At 59.0% G+C, this 18,637-nt stretch carries 16 protein-coding genes and 1 pseudogene; 13 read left to right on the forward strand and 4 right to left on the reverse strand.

Annotation, left to right across the window (positions count from 1 at the left end):
* Positions 1-49: 49 nt before the first annotated feature.
* The gene (locus IEQ42_RS11380; protein WP_210703584.1) at positions 50-319 is read right to left on the reverse strand and encodes a PepSY domain-containing protein; all 270 of its coding nucleotides are present in this window, start codon (positions 317-319) and stop codon (positions 50-52) included.
* A gap of 152 nt (positions 320-471) precedes the next feature.
* Between IEQ42_RS11380 and IEQ42_RS11385 the strand changes: the two genes are divergently transcribed.
* On the forward strand, positions 472-1,473 hold the full coding sequence (locus IEQ42_RS11385; RefSeq protein ID WP_210703585.1) for a FecR family protein: 1,002 nt from the start codon (positions 472-474) through the stop codon (positions 1,471-1,473).
* A 55-nt stretch (positions 1,474-1,528) separates the two neighbouring features.
* On the opposite strand, the gene pvdQ is transcribed toward IEQ42_RS11385, so the two are convergent.
* The gene (gene pvdQ / locus IEQ42_RS11390; protein WP_210703586.1) at positions 1,529-3,874 is read right to left on the reverse strand and encodes a bifunctional acylase PvdQ; all 2,346 of its coding nucleotides are present in this window, start codon (positions 3,872-3,874) and stop codon (positions 1,529-1,531) included.
* Positions 3,875-4,176: 302 nt separating this feature from the next.
* Here pvdQ and IEQ42_RS11395 point away from each other — a divergent pair, with 302 nt between their 5' ends.
* Positions 4,177-4,554: a fe2+ zn2+ uptake regulation protein gene (locus IEQ42_RS11395; RefSeq protein ID WP_210703587.1), complete on the forward strand. Its 378-nt coding sequence runs from the start codon at positions 4,177-4,179 to the stop codon at positions 4,552-4,554.
* 18 nt (positions 4,555-4,572) lie between these two features.
* Here the strand turns inward: IEQ42_RS11395 and IEQ42_RS11400 are convergent, their stop codons facing one another.
* Positions 4,573-4,761: a hypothetical protein gene (locus tag IEQ42_RS11400; RefSeq protein WP_042559024.1), complete on the reverse strand. Its 189-nt coding sequence runs from the start codon at positions 4,759-4,761 to the stop codon at positions 4,573-4,575.
* A 157-nt stretch (positions 4,762-4,918) separates the two neighbouring features.
* Here IEQ42_RS11400 and IEQ42_RS11405 point away from each other — a divergent pair, with 157 nt between their 5' ends.
* The 6 genes and pseudogenes from IEQ42_RS11405 to IEQ42_RS11430 all read left to right on the forward strand — a co-directional run bounded on the left by IEQ42_RS11405 (position 4,919) and on the right by IEQ42_RS11430 (position 12,383).
* Positions 4,919-5,059: a hypothetical protein gene (locus tag IEQ42_RS11405; protein WP_210703588.1), complete on the forward strand. Its 141-nt coding sequence runs from the start codon at positions 4,919-4,921 to the stop codon at positions 5,057-5,059.
* A gap of 266 nt (positions 5,060-5,325) precedes the next feature.
* A complete protein-coding gene (locus IEQ42_RS11410) occupies positions 5,326-6,573 on the forward strand; it encodes an MFS transporter (RefSeq protein ID WP_210703589.1) in 1,248 nt (415 codons plus the stop codon).
* A gap of 10 nt (positions 6,574-6,583) precedes the next feature.
* Positions 6,584-7,712, forward strand: a pseudogene (locus IEQ42_RS11415) (LuxE/PaaK family acyltransferase).
* 1 nt (position 7,713) lies between these two features.
* Positions 7,714-10,116 (forward strand): acyl-CoA reductase, encoded by a 2,403-nt coding sequence (locus IEQ42_RS11420; RefSeq protein ID WP_210703590.1) that lies wholly within the window; start codon positions 7,714-7,716, stop codon positions 10,114-10,116.
* A 43-nt stretch (positions 10,117-10,159) separates the two neighbouring features.
* Positions 10,160-11,470: a phenylacetate--CoA ligase family protein gene (locus IEQ42_RS11425; protein ID WP_210703591.1), complete on the forward strand. Its 1,311-nt coding sequence runs from the start codon at positions 10,160-10,162 to the stop codon at positions 11,468-11,470.
* Positions 11,448-12,383 carry a GNAT family N-acetyltransferase gene (locus tag IEQ42_RS11430; protein ID WP_210703592.1) on the forward strand — a complete coding sequence of 312 codons (936 nt, stop codon included), beginning with the start codon at positions 11,448-11,450 and terminating at the stop codon, positions 12,381-12,383. Before IEQ42_RS11425 ends, IEQ42_RS11430 begins: the two co-directional genes overlap by 23 nt.
* A gap of 62 nt (positions 12,384-12,445) precedes the next feature.
* Here the strand turns inward: IEQ42_RS11430 and IEQ42_RS11435 are convergent, their stop codons facing one another.
* On the reverse strand, positions 12,446-12,973 hold the full coding sequence (locus IEQ42_RS11435) for a hypothetical protein (protein WP_210703593.1): 528 nt from the start codon (positions 12,971-12,973) through the stop codon (positions 12,446-12,448).
* 380 nt (positions 12,974-13,353) lie between these two features.
* On the opposite strand from IEQ42_RS11435, the gene IEQ42_RS11440 reads away from it, so the two are divergent.
* From IEQ42_RS11440 to IEQ42_RS11460, 5 genes are all read left to right on the forward strand, one after another.
* The gene (locus IEQ42_RS11440) at positions 13,354-15,345 is read left to right on the forward strand and encodes a methyl-accepting chemotaxis protein (protein ID WP_210703594.1); all 1,992 of its coding nucleotides are present in this window, start codon (positions 13,354-13,356) and stop codon (positions 15,343-15,345) included.
* 272 nt (positions 15,346-15,617) lie between these two features.
* A complete protein-coding gene (locus IEQ42_RS11445; RefSeq protein WP_150596301.1) occupies positions 15,618-16,064 on the forward strand; it encodes a DUF411 domain-containing protein in 447 nt (148 codons plus the stop codon).
* Positions 16,064-16,498, forward strand: coding sequence for a YqaA family protein (locus tag IEQ42_RS11450; RefSeq protein ID WP_210703595.1), 435 nt, complete (start codon positions 16,064-16,066; stop codon positions 16,496-16,498). Before IEQ42_RS11445 ends, IEQ42_RS11450 begins: the two co-directional genes overlap by 1 nt.
* A gap of 86 nt (positions 16,499-16,584) precedes the next feature.
* Positions 16,585-17,637, forward strand: a complete 1,053-nt coding sequence (locus IEQ42_RS11455) for an alpha/beta fold hydrolase (RefSeq protein ID WP_210703596.1) — start codon at positions 16,585-16,587, stop codon at positions 17,635-17,637.
* 13 nt (positions 17,638-17,650) lie between these two features.
* A complete protein-coding gene (locus IEQ42_RS11460; protein ID WP_210703597.1) occupies positions 17,651-18,604 on the forward strand; it encodes a D-2-hydroxyacid dehydrogenase family protein in 954 nt (317 codons plus the stop codon).
* The last annotated feature ends 33 nt before the right edge of the window (positions 18,605-18,637 follow it).

The following is an 18,637-nucleotide window of genomic DNA, read 5'->3' on the forward strand; positions in this document are numbered from 1 at the left end:
TAAAAAAAGGCGCAGGTCGAAACCTGCGCCCTGGCTCAGACGGTCGGGATCAGTCTTTCTGATCGCGCAGAATGTTGCCCGATGCGCCATCGATGCGGAACTCATAGACGACACCGTCAGACTTGCGCCCTTCCCCTTCCCAATAGCCATCGTTATCGGCCTCGATCTTGTAGACCTCGACATAACCGGCCTTGGTCTTCGCGGTCTCGATGGCTTTTTCGATGGTGATCCAGCCTGCGCCTGGCTTGTCTGCCAGCGCGGCACCGGCGCTGAGCAGGCTTGCAGTGGCAATCAGGGCAGCAAAGGTCTTCTTGATCATTTTTTCACTCCATTTATGGATAGTGGTCATTGGCGTCCTGTTTTTTGGGCGCCTGAGCGAAAAATAAGTTCCACTTTGATGGGTAAATGCCATGACTTATGTTCTCGGCAACTTCCCGTCAAGGTTAGAATGTGCGAAATCAGGATGAGTCAATGACCCAAGACACTCTCTCGGAAGCCGAATACGATGCGATCACCGATGCCGCCGCGCATTGGTGCATGCGTTTGCACGCCGCCGACTGCACGGACGAAGAGCGTCGCGCATTCCAGCAATGGCACGATGCTCATCCTCTGCATGCATTCGAGTACGAAGCCATGCTGGAAATCTGGGACGTTGCCGGACACCTGCCGCGCCCGGATACAGCATTTGTCGTGCCGGTTGCTCAGCCTGCCCGCCCATGGCGCCGATACGCGATAGCGGCCGGGGTCTGCGCACTGGCGTTGCCCTTGACGGCTTACACCGGTTGGCATCTCGGCTTGCTGCCCAACAGTTATGAGCATTTTGCCGCCACTGACAATGTGCGTCAGGTGACGCTGAGTGACGGCAGCCAACTCGAACTGAACCTCAACACTGACCTGACCTTCAGCAACTACAAGGACGAACGCCGCGTCACGCTGAAAAAAGGCGAGGCATTCTTTACCGTCAGTCACGACACGTCGCACCCGTTTGTCGTGCGGGCAGGCGAAGGCAGGATTCGGGTGACCGGCACGCGGTTCAATGTCTGGATGTACGAGGATCAAGTGCGGGTGAACCTGATCGCAGGTTCGGTGCTGGTCAGCAGTAATCGTCAATTGCCGGGCGATGGCTTGCGTCTCGAGCCCTCCATGCAAGCGCGTTACAAACCGGGCGACTACATGCCGCAAATCAGCCAGACCTACCCTGACGATGCTTCGCTGGCCTGGCGCAGCGGCAAACTGGTGCTGGACAATCTGCCGCTCAGTGAAGCCCTGCCGCTGATCAACCGCTACCTGGAAAAACCGTTGATGCTCGCCGACAACAGCACCGGAGCGATTCGGGTGGGCGGTATCTACAACATCAAAGAGCTGAACAACCTCGCCAACTCCTTGCCCAAGGTCTTGCCCGTTTACCTGACGCGCAACAAGGAAGGCAATCCGGTGATCAACCCGATGCCGCAACAGCCGCCAAAAAGCTGAAGGCCGCGCCCCTTGCGGGATGCGGCCTTCAATTGTGCTTCCAGTAACGCCGTGTTTACTGGGCGGCGACTTTCCCCGTTTTGTTCAACGTCCCGTGAATGGTCTGCACCTGATACTGCGGGTCCGCCTGGATCTGCTGTTCGGTAAACGGCAGCACACTCCACTGTTTCTTCGAGAATGCCTCAGTCTGATCGCGCGAGTATTTCGATGCCGGATCGCTGGACAGCGAGAACGCCAAGAGCCCCTGCGCGTGCGGGCCCTTTTCATCGAACGTCACGACTTGCAGATAACTGGTGCCACTGACCACCTCAAGCTTGCCATCCTCGCGTGGCACGCTCTGGATCGCGTTGTAGATCCCCAGCGTACCCGGCCCGCCATGGATCGGCGTCTGCCGCCCGCCGCTGCTGACCACCTGAATGTCGCCCCAACGGGTTTGCGGTTTCAGGCCCATTTTGGCCACGGTATCGATCGACGCCAGCATTGCTTCGCGAAGCGCCTTGGCCATCGCTGGTTGCTCGATCGCCAGACCACGCGGCGTGTGTTGCGCGTCTTGCGGATCGAAGGCGACACGCCAGATGTCCACCGACTGCTGCAGGGCTTGCATGATGTTCTGGAAATGCACCAGGCCCAGGCCCGAATCCAGATTGGCCCGCCCGTCCCACGCCTTCAGGCTGGCACACACCGGTTTCAGTGCTTGCGCATCGGCGCCAAGGTCAGCGGCGCAGAACTTCAGCAGATCCGGCACCACCTGGGTCGCCAGATACACTTGATCGTCCATCACCATCTGCTGCAGATCCTTGACCCCCAGCGCGCCTTTTTTGTTCAGGCTCGCCAGACGATCGAGGGCAAAGCGCGAACGCAAGCCCAGCGGTTGGCCGTCCTGACTGATCAACGGCGAGAAACCGGTGAGCGGTTGCGCCGGGTTGGCCAGCCATGCGGAATCGTTGGAGTGCTGGACGAAGTCCTTGCGCAGCAGTTGCGGCAATTGGCTGGCAGCAAAAATGCCCTTCTGCGCGGCTTGCGGGTCGACGTCCCAGGCGCAGGCGCTGTTTGAGCCGTCGAGCACGATCATCTGGGTGCCGATTCGCGGGTCACTGCACTTTGCGAGTTTTTCGCCGCTGACGTTCGGCACCACCGACAGGTTCATGTACAGCGTCTGCCCCTTGTCATCTGCGGCGAGCGTATTGACCCAGGGAATACCCTGAATCTTGTGCACCGAATCCTGCAAATCCTCGAGCGTGGAAGCCTGATTCATCGCATACCACTGCTTGAGCACGCGATCATTGTCGAGGTTGGCATCACGCAGGCTGTAAGCGAACTGATTGTCCCAATCGAGCTTGCCCGGCCACTGCACAATCGGGCCGAACTTCGAGCTGTAGATGTCGCGTGCCACCGGCAGCACTTGCCCGTCGGCCTGTTTGACCTGCACGGTCACTGTCTGCTTGCTCATCGGCAATGATTGGCCATCGAGCAGATAGCGCGTCGGGTCTTTCGGATCGAGTTGCAGGCGATACAGGGTGAAGTGTTTGGAGGAATCGACCGTGTGGGTCCAGGCCAGATGCTGGTTGAAACCGATGTTGATCATCGGCAGGCCCGGTAACGCGGCACCCATGACGTCAAGTTTGCCGGGAATGGTCAGGTGCATTTGATAGAAACGCATACCGCCAACCCAGGGAAAGTGCGGGTTGGCCAACAGCATGCCGCGACCGTTGAATGACCGCTCGCCTCCCACCGCCACGGCATTGCTGCCACGATCAAGCGCGAAGCGCTGCTGACGGACATCTGCCATTTGGTAGGCGTGCGTATCGTTGGCGATCCGGGCCGTGGCCTGTGGCGGCGTGGCACCGGCAAGGGCTTCGGCGAATTGTCCAACCCCGCCCTCGACCAACAGACGACGGGTCAGTTTGACCAGATCCTCTGGGGCAATATCGCGAACCCATTCGCCCTGACATTGTTGCGGCAGGCCCTGCTGACGGCGTTCGGCGAGATAGCGGTTGTAGCCCGCGGCATAACCCTGGACCAGATCACGCACCTGTGCCGTTTGCGCCTGCCAGAAGGTGCTGACCGCTTCCGGCGTATTAAGCCAATTGAAAAAGACATCGCTGACACGGTTTTCACGTTCTTCGACAGTGAGCTGATCCGGCCCGAAATAACGCGAACGCTGACCATTGACCGTGACGATCTCGTTGGCCAGCAGGCACAGGTTGTCCTGCGCATAGGCGTAACCGATGCCGAAACCCAGGCCTCGCTCGTCTTGTGCGCGGATATGCGGCACACCGAAACCGGTACGACGGATCTCGGCACTGGTATCAATGGAGGGGCTGAATGCATGGGCCGAAAGGCTCAGCCCGAAAAGCATACCGGCAACGGCCAGTCCGGTTAACTGCCTGGAAATAATCACGCTCGCTCCTGATCGAAATGCCGAAAAGCGGACCTGCCTTGCCGCGCGAAACATGTGACGGGCAACGGATCCGCTGTTGGTAACGCCCACGCGTCCACGCGCAATGAGCCTGATCTGAAAACGAACGTCGACGAAAAAAATTTAGCGCGGTGCGCGGCAGTTTTGCGCAGTGATTACGCGCAGAAGACGAAATCCCGACAAATTTTCTACATTTTTTCTTTCATGATTTGGCGAGCTGAAACGTCTTGTTTAGAGAGCGCAAAAAAACCTTTCCCGATCGGGCTCTGAAAAGGAGTAATTGCATGTACAACCCGCAACTACCAACGGACGGTAGCCAGGCGTCACAAGGAGCATCCATCAGCCCCCACGCGAGCGACTTCGGACAACGCATCGAGCGTCACGGCAACGAACGCATCCGGCTGCTGCTTAAAAGCTTCGGTCTGCGCACCAGCCTGATTCGCCTGAAGGTCATCGACGCCCTGCTGGTCGCGGCACAAAACGACCGTCGCCTGGGCGTTCGCGGCGTCCATAGCCAATTGCTGGATCTGGATATTCCGCTGTCCTTCCTCAGTGTGCGCGAAGTCCTAAAGCGCCTGAGCGCCGAAGGCGTGATCACCTTCAACGCGGACAAGAGCTACAGCCTGCATCCGGAGGCTGCTGCAGTTCTCGACACCGAGTGAAACGTACTGCGATCGCCGTCAGGGTTTGACCTTGCGGCGCATTACGCCGTTGATCACCACGACGATCACCGCCACACCGATGGCGATGTACTGGAAGGTCTTTTCATCGATCTTCCCGGTGTTCTGCAGCCAGGACAGGCCGAGCATGATCGCCAGTACGGAGACGGCGATCAGAATCGAATAAATCAAACGTTGCTTCTGGGTCATTGCGGCTTCCTGAAACTTTGGAATGTATCCGGTTTGTGTCCACTTGCATGCCATGCACTTACCGTCTTACGGGGATGCGCCGCAGCAAACGGGGTCTCATGTTACAGCCGATGAAGGCTTTTGGCTTCATGACGGCTTTAACATGAGGATTATTCAAATGCTGCGTCGAATCACCTGGCTGCTTCCTGTTCTCGCCCTGCTGACCCTGAGTGGCTGCATCATCTTTCCCCACGGCGGCTGGCACGACGACCATCATCGTTACGACCGTGGAGGCCCTGGCTACCATCAACATCGTTGACAGGATATTTCACCCCGCCTCCCCGCCAGTGTCAGATTTCGGGCATGAAAAATACACGCTGAATTAACTGACAAACAATGCCCGCGCCCTTCGCGGGCATTTTTTTGGCAAGGGATGCCTGCCCGGCAACTTGTGGTTTTACGAGCGTTTTGGATCCAGTCCATATCCCGCAAAGATTCGAAATCTGATGTTTCAGCTAACCAGTAGGTCACGCCAATGTCTGGACCTAGGCTCTGCAACCTTCGCCTTACCTGACAAGGATGTTTATGCAGAGAACATTGATAAGAATCGGTCCACGCCAAGTGGTGGGATTCTGCCTGGCGCTTAGCGCTTTTGAACTCCTGACCTATATGGCCAGTGACTTGATCATGCCAGCGATGTTGGGCGTTACTGAAGAGTTCCAGGCCGATGTTCGCCATGTTCCCAATGCCTTCAATCTTTATCTGCTGGGCGGCGTCTGCCTGCAATGGCTGCTGGGACCCATGTCCGATCATTGGGGGCGGCGCCGACTGCTGTTGATCGGCTGCGCCGCATTCGCTGCTGCCTGTGCCGCCGCTTTCGCTACCCGCAGCATTGAAGCGTTCAATGCGCTGCGCCTGATACAGGGCATGGGGCTGGGGTTTGTCGTGGCCGTCAGTTATCCGGCCCTGCAAGAGGTGTTCTGCGAAGCGGATGCCGTGCGCCTGATGGCCCTGCTCGGCAACATTGCGCTGCTATCGCCGCTGCTCGGTCCCATGCTCGGCAGCGTACTGCTGGAATGGCTGACATGGCGCGAGCTGTTTCTGGCACTCGGCATTGCTGCTGTGCTGGTCTGGCTGGGGCTTTACGCCTGTATGCCGGAGACCGTGGGGGTTGTCCGTCGCGATGGGCAGCAGCAAGCCCGCGTGGATTTTTCCATGCGTCAGATTCGCCAGCGCTACCTCGCCCTGCTCGGTAACCCGCGGTTCCTCGGCGCGAGCCTGGCCCTGGGGCTGATGAGCCTGCCACTGATTGCCTGGATCGGTCTGGCGCCGTTGCTGCTGATCCAGGGCCTGGGCCTGACACCGCTGACGTACGGCCTGTGGCAAATTCCGATTTTCTCTGCCGTCATCGTCGGCAATCTGATTCTCAACCGTCTGCTGGTGACGCATTCGTTATCACGCCTTATACAACTGGGGCTTTGGCCCTTCTGCCTGGGCCTGCTGGCGCTGATCGGCTGCGCGATGCAGGGTCTGGGACTGACAGCGACAGTCGCCAGCCTGGCGCTTTACGCCGTTGGATTGGGCATCAGCAATGCGGCGCTGTATCGGCTGGCGCTGTTTTGTTCGGATGACAGCAAAGGCCTTGTTTCGGCCATGGTCGGCATGATTTCGATTGCCGTGATGGGCATCGGCGGCTCAATAATCGCGGCCATTGGCGGCGGAACCCGGCTTGAGTTTTTCGCGCTGTGGGCCGCGCTCGGAGGCTTGATGTGCCTGCCGTTGCTGCTCTGGTTTCTGCAAGACGCCAAGACCGCGTTCGCCGCACCTGAATAAGGGAATATCGATGATCCATTTACCCGCGAGCGATGCGTTATGCGCGTTGCCCCATCCCTATTGCCCGCATTCCGTGCCCACGGGCCTGTTCGAACGGGCCATGGCCGAGATCAGCCGTTTTCATTGCCAACACACACCGGGCTACGAACATTGGTTGAACGCCCACGGGCTCGGTGCGCATGACCTGGGCACACTTGATGACTGGTCGCGCTTGCCACCGATCTTCGCCAATTTTTTCAAACAACGGCTGCTGCTCAGCAGCACCGGCGCCGACGCCCTGGAACTGACATCTTCCGGCACCAGCGGTCAGCGCAGCCGCATGCGCTATGACGAGCGCAGCCTTGGCGCGGCGCAATTCATGGTCGCGCAGATCTTCCGCCATTACGGCTGGGACACCCCGGACACGCCCTGCAACTACTTGCTGCTGAGTTACGAACCGCAAGGGCTGATCACGCTTGGCACCTCGTTCACCGATCAGTTTCTGTGCCGCTTCGCCCCCGCCAACCGTGTGATCTATGCCTTGCGCAGCACCGGTGACGGTCATCGGTTTGATGTGTTTGGCGTCATCCAGGCCTTGAAGGCGTTTGCCGAAGAAGGTCTGCCGGTGCGCATTCTCGGCTTCCCGGCGTTTCTCTGGCAGACCTTGCAACAGATGCAGGCCCTCGGCATGCCAGATCTGAAACTGCCGGCCGGCTCCCTGGCATTTTTCGGCGGCGGCTGGAAAACCCAGGCCCCGCATGAGATTCCCAGGCAACAACTTTATGCCTGCACCCACCGCCAACTGGGCATTGAAACCTCGCGTTGTCGAGATGGTTACGGTGCTGTCGAGCATGCCGTGCCTTACATCGAATGCGCCCATCACCGTTTTCATGTCCCGGTCTATTCGAAGGTGTACGTGCGCCATCCAGCTGATTTTTCTATTCAACCCTATGGCCAGCAAGGCCTGCTGGGATTCGTCTCGCCCTACATCTCGTCCAGTCCCGCGCACGCGGTGGTGATGAGCGATCTGGCGACGTTGCACCCTGGCCAAAGTTGCGGCTGCGGGCTGAGCAGACTGGTTTGAACTGCACGGCCGCGCCGGCACTACCGCAGGCAGAAGTTGCGCGATGGCAGCGGCCGACCTGCTGGGGAGCTATTGATATGTACTTGATCGACGGACAATTACGCGACGCCTGCGACCTTGACGCTGCGCTTGAATGCCTTCAGGCAGATCTTGCGGATCATCTGAGCACGCCGCTGCAAAGCAGCATGGTGATCAGCGCCGCGACCTGCTTTGCCGAGCAACTGAGCGGCGACAATCAAGCGCTCGCGCTTGATCGCGAACATCGACAGGCCCTGATCGAGTTCTGCACGGCCGAGGCATTGCAGATCAAATTGCAACGCGAACTCGGCGCCCAACCGGGCTCATTGCGTCGCATCGACTATCGACAATCGCGCTTCGAATGCTGGAGTCCACTCGGGCTGGTGGTGCACATCACGCCGGGCAACGCGCCGTTGCTGGCGTTCTGCGCGGTACTGGAAAGTCTGTTGGCAGGCAACGTCAACTGGTTACGCCCCAGCAGCAGCGACCAAGGCCTGACCGCACGGTTACTGCACGCGTTGTTGCAATGCGATTCGAGTGGCCAACTCGCGGGTTACGTGGCGGTATTGCCAGTGAGCACGGGGCAGATCGGGCAACTGTGTAAACGCGCCAATGGCGTCGCGGCGTGGGGGGGTGAACCCGCCTTACAAGCCATTCGCAAGCAGCTCCCGCCGGGTTGCCGGTGGATCGACTGGGGACATCGCATCAGCTTCGTCTATCTGACGACCGAAGCCGCCACAGCGCAGAACCTCGATGCCGTCGCCGATGAAGTCTGTCGACTGGATCAGCAGGCCTGCTCCAGCCCGCAATGGCTGCTGGTGGACAGTGACGACCCGCTCGTATTGCGCGAGATCGGTGAACGCCTGGCGGCAGCTTTCGAACGCCGCGCCGGGAATTGGCCGGCGCTGCTGCCAACGCCACAGGAAGGCGCGCAAATCACCACGCACACGCACATGGCACGCCTGGCGCAGAGTTTCGCGCAACAAACCGGCCATGTCTGGAGCGCGCCGGGCTGGCGGGTGATCTGGGCGCACGAGCGTCAGCTCGCCCCCTCCCCGCTGTTTCGCAGCTTGCTGCTGCATCCGGTACCCCGTTCGCTGATTACCGACACTCTGCTGCCATGGCGCAATGTCCTGCAAAGTTGCGCGCTGCTGTGCGGCGAAGCACAGATTGGCGAATTGGCGCTAATGCTGATCCGTGCCGGTGTGACGCGCATCACACCGGTGGCCGGCATTCACGATGGCTATGACGGTGAGCCCCATGATGGCGTTTACGCGTTGCAACGGCTTAGTCGACGTGTGTCGGTGAGCGTCGCCGCCAACCTGTTGCCAAGCCACGCCACCCTTGATCCCGCGCCTGTACCCGTAACGCTTTGCGGGCAGCCGATCATGGACAAGGAGCGTTTCAAGGGCCAGCCGTTCAACGCGGCGGCGCAGTTGTATTTCCGCTCCGGTGGCAGCAGCGGGACACCCGCGCTGTCCGGTTATAGCTATGGTGATTTCCATCGACAGATGCGCGCAACAGCGGACGGCTTGTTCGCGGCGGGCCTGGATCCGGCGCGGGATCGGGTAATGAACCTGTTCTTCTGCGGCGGGTTGTACGGCGGTTTCCTGAGTTTCGCCAAAGCGCTTGAGTTGCTGGACATCACCCACCTGCCGATGGGCGCTCCGGCCGATGACGATTACCGCGACATCGCCGAGCTGATCATCAGTCAGCGCGTGACGGTGCTGATGGGCATGCCAAGCACTCTGCACCGCTTGTTTCTCAACGAACGGGAGCGCTTGCAAGCCTACGGCGGCATCACCAAGGTGTTTCTCGGTGGCGAACATCTCAGTGAACCGAGTCGTGCTCTTCTGCGCAATTGCGGCGTGACCAGCATCCGCTCGGCGATTTACGGAAGTGTCGACGCCGGTCCCCTCGGCCATGCCTGCCAGGGTACGGGAGATGGCATTTTTCATCTGATGAACGACACCCAACATCTGGAAATTGTCGCGCTCGACGCGGATGAGCCTGTGGTCGGCAATCAAGTCGGCCGTCTGTTGTTCACCTCCATCGCCCGGGAGGCGCAAAACGTTCAGCGCTATGACGTCGGCGACACCGGCCGCTGGGTATCCGGCGCCTGTGCTTGCGGACTGGCCACACCACGCTTCGAACTGCTGCAACGTCACGGCAAATTGATCCGCATCGGCACCGACTTCATTTCATTGAGTGAACTGGCGGTGCATCTGCAAGTGCCGTTTCAACTGCTGCTGGATCATGCACCCGACGGTGTCGAGCGCATCCATTTGCGCAGCGAACTCGAACCTGTTGACGTGCAGGCCCGACTGTCGAGTTACCCGACCCTGGCAACGATTATTCACGGCGGGTTACTGAATCTCGAAGTTGAAGTCTGTGCCATCAAAGACTTCGCCCGAAACAAGCACAGCGGCAAGACGCCGTTAATGATTGATTCGCGCAACTGATACTTCCCGTGAGTCAAGCCAGAAACCATAAAAGGTCAACCTTGTGAACATCACTGACTCAGTGGGCGAATTGATCAACTTCGCTCGTCAGCACTCGCCCTATTACCGCGAACACTTTGCCGAAGTCCCTGGACAAGTCGCGTTGCTCACCGAGCTTCCGATCGTTGATCCCGACGAATTCTGGCGTCACAGCGAAACCCTCGACCTGTGGCCGGTATTGACCGCCTCAGCGCAGGGGGCACTGGTATTCAGAACCGGCGGTTCCACCAGTGCCGCGAAACTCTCTATTTACAATCGGGATGAATGGCGGCGCCTGGTCGGCGATTTCGGCAACGCCCTCAGCGCGCAATTCAACCCGGGAGACCGGGTCGCCAATCTGTTTTTTGCTGGCGACCTGTATGCCAGCTTCCTGTTCATTCACGATTCATTGGCACATGTGCGTGTGGACATCACCGAGTTCCCGTTCACCGGCGACATCGATTCGCAGGTATTGGCGCAGTCCATCCAGCAGCATCGGATCAACGTGCTTGCAGGCTTGCCGGCACATCTGTTGACCTTTGCCGCCTGGCTTGAACGTCGCAAGCAAACCTTGCCGGTTGTCGACACGCTGCTCTACGGCGGCGAAAGTCTGTTTGATTCACAGCGCCAGCTTCTCAAACTGACGTTTCCCAACGCGCGCATCGCCTCCATCGGCTACGCCAGCGTCGACGCCGGTTTCATCGGCAGCAGTCAGCGCGACTGCGCCGAGGGCGAGCATCGAATGCATGAAAGTCACGCCATCCTGGAGATCATCGACGAATACACGGGAGAGGTGATCGAGTCTTGCGATGAAGTGGGTTTGCTCGTTCTGACCAGTCCCCACCGGCGTTTGATGCCGCTGATTCGATACCCGGTAGGCGACCGCGCCTGTTGGCGAGAACCGCTCGGCACTGCGCAGCGAAAATTCGCGATCAAGGGCCGCAGCGCCAGCAGCCAACGAGTCCGAGTGGGCATTTTGTCGCTGGTCCCCAAGGAAATCGCCGAGCTGATACGCCGCGACGCTGCCTGTGACGACTGGCAACTGGTGATTGAACAGGTCGCGCTCAAGGACGTGCTGACGCTCAAATGGGTGCCAACTGCACAGTCTCCCGACCGCGCCGACGTCAATCGGCAACTGGAAACCTCAATGTTTGAGCTTTATCCGTTGATCACGCAATTACGGACGAATCATTTGCTGGAACTGCACATCCAGTGCTGCACGCATGAGGATCTGCCACGACATCCCCGTTCGGGCAAATGCCTGCGCGTGCTGGACCTGCGTCGTTATGAACACAAGGATCAGGAGGGTCCGGATGGAACCGCCGATTCTGCGTAATTATCGCGCCAGCGATGCCACGGCGGTCAGCCAGTTGTTCCGCGAGGTGTACGGCGATCTTTATGTGCAACCGCACGTTTATCTGCCGCAGATGATCAACCAGAACCACGCCCACCAGCGCTGGCACTCGCTGGTCGCCGAGGTCGACGGGCAGATACGCGGACACGCCACCCTGTTTCGCCACACAGGCGCCCGCACGGCCGAACTGGCATTGAGCGCCGTCCATCCTGATGCCCGGGGACAAAACATTGCCACACGTCTGAGCCAGCAACTGCTGACTCACGCGCAAGCACTGGGCTGCCACGACGTGTCCATCAAACAGGTCACTCACCACACGTACACGCAACGTATGGCCGCCAACCTCGGTTTTCATAACACCGCGCTGTTGCCGGACTACGTGCCCTCGCCGTTTGGTAGCTCAACGCCGGAATCGATTGTCCTGGGATGTCGCATCATCGACGGGTATCAACGCCCGTTGCCAAGGCAGGCCTGGCCGTCTGCTTACCGCAGTTTCATGGAACATTTATGTGATGTATTCGGCACGCAAGAGCAACGATTTCACTGGCGTGGTCCCGCGATTCAGCTGGAACAACACACCAATCGTTACGACATCCTGCTCAAGGCCCTGCGGCCCGATCTGCTCGAGCAGCTAAGGGGATTGCCGCAGCAATGGCTGGTGTCGATCCGGCTCGGATTGTCACGGCAATTTACCTGCGACCTGAACAGACTGGCTGCAATCGGATTTGTCTTTACCGGGCTGGCCCCCGTCGAGGGTAAGGAGGGAGGATGGCTGGCGCTGTTTCACCGGGGTTACCGGCTGGGAAAACTTGAGTTGCACTGCCCGCAGATGCAGCAGTTACACGATCAGGCACAACAGCAAGTCGCACCTCACCTGAGCAAGATAGCGCTGTGACTTGAGCGTACCGCGATCTTGCGAATGACCCGTTCACCTTGAGCGGGTCATTGTCTGGCGGCTCAAGCCCTGGCTTTGATGCCGTCTTTATCGGGAAGCGGCGCGTTGCCTTCCCCATAGGTTTTCAGGTTTTGCAGGACGTAAATGGCTTTCTTGAATTCGGGGATCAGATTTTTGCCGTAGGCATTGCCATTGAGACCATTGCTCTGGATCGCATCAAGCTGAGTCGCGAAATACTCCAGTGCGTTGAATTTGACATCAATGTCTTTGGTCACGCCGAAACGATCGAACTTGTCACCAGCATTCAGCAAGGTGAAGGACGTGATTTCGGAGATCAGCCCTCGGCTACGCAGCATCGCGGCCAGATTACCCATCTGTTTTACCGAGACGTTCGCGGGATCAAAGCCCTTGATGTTTTTGCGCAGGCCTTGCTTGTCCATCTCGGCTGTATTCAAAGCGTTGGGATCGTTACCGACCATGGTCAGCATCTGCTGCACCTTGACGCTCTGTGCCACCTGTTTCTTCGCGCCAGTATTACGCACCATGACGCCAGCCTTGCTTTCCCAGCCGCCGACAATGCCAATCGTCATGAGAAAACTCCCTGTGAAGTGAACATGAAATATCCTTGTTGAACCACTCGAATGCCGGGGAGTATCCACCGGCTAACTGATGGCACCAACCCTTTTTGTGCACTCACTTACAATTCTCGTACATTCTCGATACAAATCAGCAGACCTCCGTGGATGCTGGCTTTCAAGCCCTCCCTCGAAGCGCGACCGGTAGAAATTCACTCCGGTGCCATGGCTGGCTAATTCCTGTGTATCAGGTTCGATACCGACCAGTCATCGGCATTCAGCTTTTTAGCACGCCGGTACCTAAAGCTTCTCACGGCAACGACGATACCTAGTGATACCCGCACTGTTTACGCCTCCCGCCCCTAATAAGAATCGCAGCTCAAGGACCGGTTTCCATGCCCGCATTCCGCACTATTCAGGCTCGCTACACGCTGTTTCTGGTTCTATTCATGCTGCTGTTGTCAGTGCTGACCGTGGTCGGTATCAGCCAACTGGTCGCACCCAAACTGCGTCAAACCGAAGAACAGGTGGTGCTCAACCGCATTGCCGAAGTCGCGGAGCAGATTCAGGGCGAGTTGAACAAGGTTCAGGCGCAACAACGCAGCATCACCCAGACCATCCCGCTGCTCGACAGCGCGGCCATCGACACGGTATTGCCGGGCCTGGTGGATCAATACGGCGAATTGAAAGTGTTTGGCGGTGGTATCTGGCCGCTACCCGGCCAGCGTGAAGCCGGGCGCAACAAGTTCAGCACCTTCTGGCATCGCGATGCCTCGGGCAAACTGGCTGTCAACACGTTCTGGAACAGTGACGCGGCACCCAACTACTACGACCAGACCTGGTACAAGGGCGGCATGGCCACCCCGCGCGGGCAGTGCGCCTGGGCGGCGGCCTACAAGGACGACGCCAGCGCCGAGCCGCGCACCAACTGCGCCATGGCCATCCAGAAAAACGGCAATGCCTGGGGCGTGTCGACCATCGACGTCACCCTGGGTTTCTTCAACGACCTGGTGGCCCGCAAGGAAAAAGACCTCAACGCCGAAATGCTCATCGTCGAGGCCGATGGCAAAATCATCAGCAACAGTTCGCGCATCAGCGGACCGATCGTGCTGAAGAACATCAGCGAACTGGCTGCCAGCTCGACCTTCGCCAGCCAGGTCAAGGCGGGTCTGCAAAGCCGCGATCAGGCGCAGCGCGTCGAATTCGACAACAACGGTGAAGCCAGCACCTTCTTCATGCGCCCGATCGAGGGCACGCCGTGGTTCCTCGCCACTGCCCTGCCGACCAAAATGCTCACCGCCCAGCGTGACGACGTGCTCAGCACCCTGAGCCTGTTGCAGATTCCGCTGGTGATTCTGTTGGTGCTGTTGCAGGTCTACGCGATCCGTCAGCTGGTTTCGCGCATGAAAGCGCTGAAAGCCAACATCGACCTGCTGTCCAGCGGCGATGCCGACCTGACCCGACGCATCACCATCCGCGCCGAGGACGAACTCGGCGCCATCGGTCATTCGGTCAACACCTTTATTGCCTATCTGCAAAACATGATCAGTGAAGTCACCCAGGCCACCGGCGCCATGGCGTCGAGCCTCGACAACCTGCAACGCACGTCGACGCATACCAGCCAGATTCTGCTGCGTCATGCTTCGGAAACCGATCAGACCGTCACCGCCATCACCGAGATGAGCTCGACCGCCGAAAGCGTGGCGCAGAACGCTGCAGAAACCGCGGCGTTCACCCAGCGCGCCAACGAAAACGCCGACCGTTCGCGGGTGGTGGTGGGCGAGGCGACCAACAGCGTGGTTGCGCTGATCGATGAAGTGGCCAGCGCCACCCATAAAGTCGAAAACATGCAACAGGACGCTCAACGCATCACCGAGATTCTCGGGGTGATCGGTGCGATTGCCGGTCAGACCAACCTGCTGGCCCTCAACGCCGCCATCGAAGCGGCCCGCGCCGGTGAACAGGGTCGCGGCTTCGCCGTGGTGGCCGATGAAGTGCGCGCCCTCGCGGCCCGGACCCAGGCCAGCACTTCGGAAATCAACGAGATGTTGAAGCGCCTGACCCAAGGTGTCAGTTCGTCGGTCAGCGCCATGGAAAACACTCAGGCCAGTTGCCAGTCGGCGGCCGATGCCACGGCACGGGTCAACTCGGGGCTGGATGAAATGGCCGGTTCCGTCAGCCATATCAACAGCCTCAGCACGCAAATCGCCACCGCCGCCGAGCAGCAAAGTGCGGTGACCGAAGAGATCAACCGCAGCATGGTGCAAATTCGCCACATGGTTGATGAACTGGTTCAAAGCGGCCAGGCCAGTGAACTCAACACCCGCCAGTTGCTGGAAGCCAACAGCCGGGTGAGTGCGATCATGGGGCGCTTCAAGGTCAGTTGATTCACCTCTATCTCATGTAGGAGCTGCGGCAGGCTGCGATCTTTTGATGTTGCTTTTAAAAGATCAAAAGATCGCAGCCTGCGGCAGCTCCTACACAGGATCGCGTGCAACCTTACGGATTTGTCATCTCTCGCTCATGGGGCTGTCAGGGTTGATCTACGATTATCCTGCCAGCCTGCCTTGTAGCAACTTGAAACACTGAGTTGATGCCTGGCAGGAAAAACCGGTCAAAATACGTTCTTTTTGACCGCCACCCGAGTCGAGAGTCCGTCATGCGAACCCACCTGCGTCTGGTCGCCCTGAGCGCCCTGTTCATCTCCTCCCTGGCCCAGGCTGCCGACCTGATTCCCATCGAAGTCCATCGCGACGCCAATTGCGGCTGCTGCAAGAAATGGATCAGCCATCTCGAAGCCAACGGTTTCAAAGTCGAAGATCACGTTGAAACCGACATGAGCAGCTTCAAGCAACAACACGGCGTGCCGCCACGGCTTGCCTCATGCCACACCGCAATCATCAACGGCAAATTTGTCGAAGGCCATGTCCCGGCGGAGCAAGTGCTGGCCCTGAGCAAGCGTGACGATCTGCTGGGTGTTGCCGCACCGGGCATGCCGATGGGCTCACCGGGCATGGAAATGGACGGCATGAGCGATGCTTATCAAGTGATTGGTCTGAAAAAGGACGGCGCTGACGTCGTAGTGGCGGACTACCCGGCCCGTTGATGGGCGCGGCTTACACAGGACTGTTCTTTGCCGCCTTCGGCGCCGCGACGTTGCTGCCACTGCAATCCGAAGCCTTGCTGGTCGGGTTGATCGTCAGCGACCATTACTGGCTCTGGGGATTGTTGGCGGTGGCGACGGTGGGCAATGTGCTTGGCTCGCTGGTCAACTGGTGGCTGGGTTGCAGGCTTGAGCGATTTCAGGATCGACGCTGGTTTCCGGTCAGCGCCAGGCACATGGAAACCGCACGCAAGCACTATGAACGATACGGCCATTGGTCACTGCTGTTCAGCTGGTTGCCGATTATTGGCGATCCGCTGACGTTGGTTGCCGGGGTGATGCGCGAGCCGCTCGGGCGTTTCCTGTTGATCGTCACCCTCGCCAAAGGCGCGCGGTATGGCGTGCTGGCCATGCTGACGCTGGGCTGGATCGGTTGAACCATCATCGCCGCACATTGCCTGTGTTTAATGTCGCCCTAATCCTGCCGTCCCAGCATCGACCGATTTCAATGGAGTTAGCCCTTATGTCTGTCACGTTATCCCGTTGGCTGCCCGGCCTCTTCCTGACTGCCGCCCTGCCGCTGTTTGCCCATGGCGCCACGCAAACCGCAACAGCCCCCGCCGAAGGTCCGGCCTATGGGCCACAGCTGCAAGGCTTCGAATACCCCTACACGCTTAAACACTTCGATTTCCAGTCTCAGGGCAAAACCCTGCAGATGGGTTACATGGATGTCGCCGCCCTCGGCAAGGCCAACGGTCGCACCGTGGTGCTGATGCACGGCAAGAATTTTTGCGCAGCCACCTGGGACAGTTCGATCCAGGCCCTGAGCGAAGCCGGTTACCGGGTGATCGCGCCAGATCAGATCGGCTTCTGCACCTCCAGCAAACCGGACAACTATCAATACAGCTTCCAGCAACTGGCAACCAATACCCAGCAATTGCTCAAAGCGCTCGGCATTCAGAAAGCCACCCTGCTTGGTCATTCCACTGGCGGCATGCTCGCCACGCGTTACGCGCTGCTGTTCCCGGAGCAGGTCGACCAATTGGCACTGGTCAACCCGATTGGTCTGGAAGACTGGAAAGCCCTCGGCGTGCCGTATCGGACGGTGGATCAGTGGTACCAACGGGAGTTGAAAGTTACCGCCCAAGGCATTCGCGACTACGAGCGCACGACTTACTACGATGGCCGCTGGAAACCGGAGTTCGACCGCTGGGTCGACATGCTCGCCGGCCTGAGCAAAGGCCCGGGCAAGACCCAGGTGGCGTGGAACTCGGCGCTGATCTACGACATGATTTTCACCCAGCCGGTGTACTACGAGTTCAAGGACTTGAAGATGCCGACACTGTTGCTGATCGGCACCTCCGACACCACGGCCATCGGCAAGGATCTCGCGCCACCTGAGGTGAAAGCGAAAATCGGTCACTATGAGGTGCTTGGTAAACAGGTCGCCAAACTGATCCCGCAGTCGACTCTGGTTGAATTCCCTGGCATGGGCCACGCGCCGCAGATGGAAGAGCCGGCGAAGTTTCACCAGGCCCTGCTCGGCTGGCTGAACAAAACCAATCCCGTTGATTGATGAGGTAAGGCTGATGGCGTTGCAGATTGCGGTGATCGATGACTGGCAGGACGTGGCGCGTGACGTGGTCGACTGGTCTGTCCTCGATGGCGTCGGTGAGGTGACGTTCGAACATGATTACCCGGCGGACAATGCCACGCTGGCCAAACGCCTGGGCAAGTACTCGGTGATCTGCGTGATGCGCGAGCGCACGCGTTTTGACGAAGATCTGCTCAATCGTTTGCCCAATCTCAAGTTGTTGGTGACCGGCGGTATGCGCAACGCAGCGCTGGACATGCAAGCCGCAGCGGCGCTGGGCATCAGGATCTGCGGCACCGACAGCTACAAACACGCCGCGCCGGAACTGACCTGGGCGCTGATCATGGCCGCCACGCGCAACCTGCTCAATGAAGCCAATGCATTACGCGCAGGTGGGTGGCAACAAGGTCTTGGCGGCGATTTGCATGGCAAGACGCTGGGCATCCTCGGTTTGGGCAGCATCGGCCAACGGGTGGCGCAGTTCGGGCAGGTATTTGGCATGCGTGTTATCGCCTGGAGCGAAAACCTCACGGCCGAGCGCGCGCAACAAGCCGGCGTGACCTATGTCAGCAAGCAGCAATTGTTTGAACAGGCGGACGTGCTGTCCGTGCATCTGGTGCTCAGCGACCGCAGTCGTGGGCTGGTCAATGCTCAGGCATTGGCCTGGATGAAGTCGACTGCGCTGTTGGTGAACACCGCCCGCGGCCCGATTGTCGATGAAGCAGCGCTGATCAAGGCCTTGCAGAAACAACAGCTCGGCGGCGCGGCACTGGATGTGTTCGATCAGGAACCGCTGCCAGCGCTGCACCCGTTTCGCACACTCGACAATGTGCTGGCAACCCCGCATGTGGGGTATGTGAGTCGGCAGAATTATCAGCAGTTCTTTTCACAAATGATCGAGGATATTCAGGCTTGGACGGCGGGCAGTGCGGTGCGCTTGCTGAATTGATATCAACCTCTCGACATTGCTGCGCCCTCTGCG

Source organism: Pseudomonas iridis, from assembly GCF_017980685.1.
GTDB classification, from domain to species: domain Bacteria; phylum Pseudomonadota; class Gammaproteobacteria; order Pseudomonadales; family Pseudomonadaceae; genus Aquipseudomonas; species Aquipseudomonas iridis.

Coding starts and splice junctions, on each gene's coding strand:
- IEQ42_RS11380 (WP_210703584.1), bottom strand. CDS start 319: ATGATCAAGAAGACCTTTGCTGCCCTGATTGCCACTGCAAGCCTGCTC.
- IEQ42_RS11385 (WP_210703585.1), top strand. CDS start 472: ATGACCCAAGACACTCTCTCGGAAGCCGAATACGATGCGATCACCGAT.
- IEQ42_RS11395 (WP_210703587.1), top strand. CDS start 4,177: ATGTACAACCCGCAACTACCAACGGACGGTAGCCAGGCGTCACAAGGA.
- IEQ42_RS11400 (WP_042559024.1), bottom strand. CDS start 4,761: ATGACCCAGAAGCAACGTTTGATTTATTCGATTCTGATCGCCGTCTCC.
- IEQ42_RS11405 (WP_210703588.1), top strand. CDS start 4,919: ATGCTGCGTCGAATCACCTGGCTGCTTCCTGTTCTCGCCCTGCTGACC.
- IEQ42_RS11410 (WP_210703589.1), top strand. CDS start 5,326: ATGCAGAGAACATTGATAAGAATCGGTCCACGCCAAGTGGTGGGATTC.
- IEQ42_RS11420 (WP_210703590.1), top strand. CDS start 7,714: ATGTACTTGATCGACGGACAATTACGCGACGCCTGCGACCTTGACGCT.
- IEQ42_RS11430 (WP_210703592.1), top strand. CDS start 11,448: ATGGAACCGCCGATTCTGCGTAATTATCGCGCCAGCGATGCCACGGCG.
- IEQ42_RS11435 (WP_210703593.1), bottom strand. CDS start 12,973: ATGACGATTGGCATTGTCGGCGGCTGGGAAAGCAAGGCTGGCGTCATG.
- IEQ42_RS11440 (WP_210703594.1), top strand. CDS start 13,354: ATGCCCGCATTCCGCACTATTCAGGCTCGCTACACGCTGTTTCTGGTT.
- IEQ42_RS11445 (WP_150596301.1), top strand. CDS start 15,618: ATGCGAACCCACCTGCGTCTGGTCGCCCTGAGCGCCCTGTTCATCTCC.
- IEQ42_RS11450 (WP_210703595.1), top strand. CDS start 16,064: ATGGGCGCGGCTTACACAGGACTGTTCTTTGCCGCCTTCGGCGCCGCG.
- IEQ42_RS11455 (WP_210703596.1), top strand. CDS start 16,585: ATGTCTGTCACGTTATCCCGTTGGCTGCCCGGCCTCTTCCTGACTGCC.
- IEQ42_RS11460 (WP_210703597.1), top strand. CDS start 17,651: ATGGCGTTGCAGATTGCGGTGATCGATGACTGGCAGGACGTGGCGCGT.